This window comes from Halothiobacillus sp., from assembly GCF_027346185.1.
GTDB lineage: Bacteria > Pseudomonadota > Gammaproteobacteria > Halothiobacillales > Halothiobacillaceae > Halothiobacillus.
In genome coordinates this window covers 1-4772 of the sequence record NZ_DAIESY010000138.1, presented here as the reverse complement: position 1 = coordinate 4772, position 4772 = coordinate 1, and the positions used below count along the sequence as shown (strand labels likewise).

The window sequence follows — 4772 nt, the reverse complement described above, 5'->3', positions numbered from 1 at the left end:
TGAGCTATGCGCACATAACCGAAGTTCGGATCGAGCATACGGGCTTTGACCGACTTGACATTGATGATGGCGCGTTCGAGTGTGACGTCAAACGGTTTGTCGACACCATCGCGTACCAGTGTGAGTGTGATTTTCGTGCCCGGATCGCCGCGCATCAGTTTCACTGCTTTCTCAAGATCAAGACCCTGGGTGAACTCACCATTGATCTTGATGATCTTGTCACCCGCCATGATTCCAGCTTTTTGGGCCGGGGTATCGTCGATAGGCGAGATGACGGTGATCACCTTGTCCTTCATGCCGACCTGTAACCCCAAGCCACCAAATTTGCCTGTTGTAGTTTCCCGCAGATCTTTGAACTCGGTCTTGTCGAGATAATTAGAATGAGGGTCGAGGCGATCGATCATGCCACGAATGGCGTTATCCATCAGGGTCTTGTCGGTGACGGTGTCGACATAGTCGGCTTTCACGCGCATCAACACATCAGTGAATGTGCGCAATTCGTTCAGCGGGATGGTTGAATCAGCGGTCTGATCCTTTTCTGCAAGCGCGTTGACGGCAATTGCCACAGAAAACCCGAAAACGGCGGCAACGCCGAGGGCAGAAGCTTTACGTAACCACTGAGCCATAATAATTTTTTCTCCAAAACAAAAACAAACGGGCGCGACATTCAACGTGGTGGTTCGCGTAATCCATTCCCGTGCATACAGAAAACCATGCCTGAGACTGCTGCAAGGGTCATGCGTTCAACCGCGCGCGTCAGGTTCGCAAAAGCATAGCAAGCTTTTTGTTCCAGAGGCGGCCATATCTCGATTTTGTCTCCCCTGGATTTGTAACGAGTTAGCGTTCCAGAGACCGATACGGCGCCCAGCGCAGTGGATTGATGGTGTCGTTCCCCTTGCGCACCTCAAAATACATGCCCGTTTCTTGCCCGTAGACATGCCCGCTCAGGCTCAGTACCGTGCCTTGCTTGACCCTCATGCCTGTTTGAACTTTGAGTTCACTGTTGTGGGCATACAGCGACAGGTAGCCGTTGGCGTGTCTGAGAATAACCAGATTGCCCCAGCCTTTCATACTGTCGGCATAGACAACCTCGCCTGACGCAACCGACCGAACCGGCGTACCCAAGGGGGCGGAAAACAGAATGCCCTGTGAGCGCATTTCACCTTCGGCAATGGGTGCGCCGTAGGTGCGAACAATGCGCCCGGTAATAGGAATGCCACCATGGATGACTTCACCCGAGGCGGTTGATTGGCTCGAACGTTCGTCCGTATCGTCTGCCGGGGGAGCTGATTTTCGCTGATGAGCCTCTACACGACGGCGATCCTGCTCTGCCCGATCTTTTGCCGCTTGAGCGTTCAGGGCGGCAATCCGGTTATCCAGCTCTTTTTTCTGCGCAAGCAGTTCAGCCAGTCGACGGGACTGCGTGTCGGCACGTTGGCTGAGTGTCAGCAGCAACTGATTCTGCGTGGCCAGTTGAGCCCGATGCGCCTCCAGGGTTGCGGCCAGTTGCATTTCAGCCTGATTCAATTCGGTTTGAGTTTTTTCAAGCGCCTTTTTGTTCTCTTCTTGAGCCTGTTCGGTATGTTTTAGCGTGTTTAGTTGTACGATCGATTGACCGACCAACGTTTTGATGTAGTAGAGGTAACGTTCGGACGACAGAGCATCATCATGTGACAGCAGCGTGGATATCGGCGCCTGATTGCCCAGCAGGTAGGCCGTACTCAGGCTGTCGTCAATCTGTGCCTTGAGGTGTTTTATTTCATCGGCAAGTTGGGTGGTTTGTTTTTCCAGATCGGATCGCTGTGCTTCGATGGCCTCAATGCGTTCTTCGATATCGTTTTGTGCTTTTTCGGTCTGATCCAGTTGAGCCTGAGTGGCCTTAAGCTGGCTTTTGATCTCTTCCTGAGCCGCGCGCGTCTTATTCAGCGCAGATTTTTGCTGGTCAATGGCCTGTTTCAACTGGCCGGGGTTGTCGGCATAGGCGTTCAGGTAGGGGGTGCAAACCAGACTGAGAAACAAGGAGGCAAGGTAAATGAATGAACGAACTCTGGCCTGGAATGAGCATGTCCCACAGCGGTATGGCGGTAATTTAAATCGGAAAAAATAAGGCATTGCTTGGGTTGTTGCTCAAAATGGCGTTAAATTTCCAATTTTCCACGACAGAAGCATCGAAAATAGTTAGTATGCTTTCAATAACAGGTTGTTGGCGAGTGTTTAAATCGTGCCTAACAAGATGCTGAAAAACTCATGTCCCACTTTATCATCCTGCTGAAAATAAGTATTTCAGCAGCCTGCTAACAGGGCGATTGAATTCCAAAGTGCCGTCAGTCTGGTAGCATATCGAAAAATGAAACTATTTTTGCTGGGAACCGCGAATGATCCTCGAAATGAATGAGTGTGGTACAGAACGCTTAATGGCCCGGACGGATGATATCGATCGAGCTTCACGTTCGCTCAAGGCGATGTCGCATCCCTTGCGCTTGAAGATTTTATGTGTGCTGGGCGATCGTGAACTGCATGTTCAGGAAATTGTTGATGCGGTCGGCACGACCCAGAGTAATATTTCCCAACATCTGGCCATTCTTCGCGACAAAGGGATTCTGGCATCCCGCAAAGACGCCAACCGCGTCTTCTATCGGGTCTCCGATGCCCGCACACTCCGTTTGATCAGCATGATGCAGGAAGTGTTTTGCCCCTTTAATTGAAATGTAAGCGTGCGCCAGAAGGCTTTGGTGTGCGCATTCCGATTCCGAGGTTTTTGACATGACGACTGATCGTATCGTCCGCATCATGGCGGGCTTGATGATTCTCCTCTCGTTGATATTTGCCCATGTAACCGGCCAGGCCGATCTCGCGAAGCCAAGCTGGCTGTGGTTGACCGCGTTTGTTGGCCTGAACCTGTTCCAGAGCGGCATTACCCGTTTTTGCCCGATGGATTCGATTCTGGTCAAGCTGGGTGTGCGCCGCGCACAATAACCGGCCTTGACTGGCTTTACGCGCTTCGAATTCTGTTTAAAGGGTAAATGATGCAGGAATATATCGACTTTCTGATGCGGCACTGGGCCTTGTCTCTGGCTGCTGTGGTGCTGATCGTTTTGCTTTTGGGTAACGAAATGACGCGGGGTCTTCAAAAATTCCGCGACATGACCGCCGCCGAGTTTGCCCGTCTGATCGGTCGGGAGAACGTGGTGTTGATCGATGTGCGAGAAACGGATGAGTTTCGTGGTGAGCATATTAAGGGCGCTCGTCACGTCGCACTCGGATCCGTGGCGAGCAAATTGCCGGAATTCGAAAAGCACAAGGCGGATCAAATTCTGTTGTATTGCCGCTCCGGTAACCGATCCGCTTCGGCCGCCAATATGTTCGTGAAGGCGGGTTTTACCCAAGTAGCCCATCTCGCGGGGGGCATTACGGCTTGGAAGGCCGAAAAATTTCCCGTTGTGCGCAAATAGCATCGGATGTGTCTTTGTGAGTGAGCCGACAGGAATTTCATCAGGCATATCGTCAGACGCCCCCGTCGTCGAGATCTATCTCAGCGCCTTTTGCCCTTATTGCCATTTCGCCAAACGGCTCCTGAAAGAGCAAGGTCTTGAGTTTTCAGCGATTTCAGTGGATTTTCATTCTGACCATCGCGCAGAAATGGAGCAACGTTCCGGGCGCGAAACCGTACCGCAGATCTTCATCGGCCAGACCCATGTGGGTGGCTATGATGATCTTGCCGCGCTCGTCCGTGCCGGAAAATTGCCCGCCCTACTGGAAAACGAACGCAACCGCCCCCACATTCAGCCCAATGTACAACCCGATGTACAAGAATAATCCTGAATTGATGGAGTAAGGCGATGAGCGAAACTTCTTCCCTGCATGTTGTTTGTCCCAAATGTGACGCGGTGAACCGCATTCCTGGCGAACGTGTCGGCAGTGGTCACTGCGGCAAGTGTGGTGCCGAGCTTTTTTCGGGCCAGCCCATCACGCTGACCGATCAGAATTTCTCGCGCCACATCAGCCGCAATGATTTGCCGGTATTGGTGGATTTCTGGGCGACATGGTGCGGCCCCTGCAAGATGATGGCCCCCGTGTTCGCGCAGTTGGCCGGTCGTCAGAAAACCAAGTTGCGGGTCGGCAAGCTGGAAACGGAACAGGCACCGCAAACAGCCGCGCGTTTCGGTATTCGCAGTATTCCGACCCTGGTCCTGTTCCGGAGTGGGCAGGAAGCGGCGCGCACGTCCGGCGCCATGCCGTTGCAGGCCTTAGAAAGCTGGCTGCAACAGCAAGGTGTTCTTTAATTCTGGATTTCATTTGTCATCCGGTTGGCATAACGACCGGGTATAACAGTTTTATTTTTATCTCATGCAGAGGGAGTTGTTTCCATGGCCGAACAGACCAATAACGATCACGCCGCCACGCAGGACGGGGCAGTAGAGCAGCAATTTGCGATTCAGAAGATTTATCTCAAGGACGTGTCGTTCGAATCGCCGCAAGCGCCGGATATTTTCGTGGCGACAGAGTGGTCTCCCGAGGTCAATATTCAGGTCGCCAACAACGCGCGCAAGCTCGGTGAGGGTGTGTTCGAAACTGCGTTGACCATCACGGCCACGGCTGTCCACAACGAAGAAACCATCTACCTGGCCGAAGTGCAATATGCGGGCATCTTTACCGTGGCCGGTTTTGATGATCAAAATACACAGCAGATTCTGGGTGCGTACTGCCCTAACCTGTTGCAGCCCTATATCCGGGAAACCGTCTCTGATCTGGTGATGAAAGGCGGCTTCCCG

The 4772-nt window shown here is 52.6% G+C and carries 8 protein-coding genes; 6 read left to right on the top strand and 2 right to left on the bottom strand.

The genetic code is table 11. The features are described 5' to 3' along the window. Together M7R55_RS10085 and M7R55_RS10080 are read right to left on the bottom strand one after the other, a co-directional pair. The coding region (locus M7R55_RS10085) for a PDZ domain-containing protein (RefSeq protein ID WP_298220284.1) at positions 1-626 on the bottom strand (626 nt) is incomplete at its 3' end. A gap of 211 nt (positions 627-837) precedes the next feature. After that, positions 838-2019, bottom strand: a complete 1182-nt coding sequence (locus M7R55_RS10080) for a peptidoglycan DD-metalloendopeptidase family protein (protein ID WP_298220283.1) — start codon at positions 2017-2019, stop codon at positions 838-840. Between the two features lie 368 nt (positions 2020-2387). On the opposite strand from M7R55_RS10080, the gene M7R55_RS10075 reads away from it, so the two are divergent. From M7R55_RS10075 to secB, 6 genes are all read left to right on the top strand, one after another. Next, positions 2388-2705 (top strand): metalloregulator ArsR/SmtB family transcription factor, encoded by a 318-nt coding sequence (locus M7R55_RS10075; RefSeq protein ID WP_298220282.1) that lies wholly within the window; start codon positions 2388-2390, stop codon positions 2703-2705. Positions 2706-2763: 58 nt separating this feature from the next. Continuing rightward, positions 2764-2976, top strand: a complete 213-nt coding sequence (locus M7R55_RS10070; RefSeq protein ID WP_298220281.1) for a DUF2892 domain-containing protein — start codon at positions 2764-2766, stop codon at positions 2974-2976. A gap of 47 nt (positions 2977-3023) precedes the next feature. Then, a complete protein-coding gene (locus M7R55_RS10065; protein WP_298220280.1) occupies positions 3024-3452 on the top strand; it encodes a rhodanese-like domain-containing protein in 429 nt (142 codons plus the stop codon). A gap of 46 nt (positions 3453-3498) precedes the next feature. Further along, positions 3499-3816 carry a glutaredoxin 3 gene (gene grxC / locus M7R55_RS10060; protein WP_298220285.1) on the top strand — a complete coding sequence of 106 codons (318 nt, stop codon included), beginning with the start codon at positions 3499-3501 and terminating at the stop codon, positions 3814-3816. 23 nt (positions 3817-3839) lie between these two features. Further along, positions 3840-4283, top strand: coding sequence for a thioredoxin TrxC (gene trxC / locus M7R55_RS10055; RefSeq protein WP_298220279.1), 444 nt, complete (start codon positions 3840-3842; stop codon positions 4281-4283). Positions 4284-4367: 84 nt separating this feature from the next. Further along, the coding region (gene secB, locus M7R55_RS10050; RefSeq protein WP_298220278.1) for a protein-export chaperone SecB at positions 4368-4772 on the top strand (405 nt) is incomplete at its 3' end.

What these genes read in the sequence shown, in the direction of transcription:
- M7R55_RS10065 (WP_298220280.1), top strand. Translation starts at nt 3,024, where the DNA reads ATGATGCAGGAATATATCGACTTTCTGATGCGGCACTGGGCCTTGTCT.
- M7R55_RS10070 (WP_298220281.1), top strand. Translation starts at nt 2,764, where the DNA reads ATGACGACTGATCGTATCGTCCGCATCATGGCGGGCTTGATGATTCTC.
- M7R55_RS10075 (WP_298220282.1), top strand. Translation starts at nt 2,388, where the DNA reads ATGAATGAGTGTGGTACAGAACGCTTAATGGCCCGGACGGATGATATC.
- trxC (WP_298220279.1), top strand. Translation starts at nt 3,840, where the DNA reads ATGAGCGAAACTTCTTCCCTGCATGTTGTTTGTCCCAAATGTGACGCG.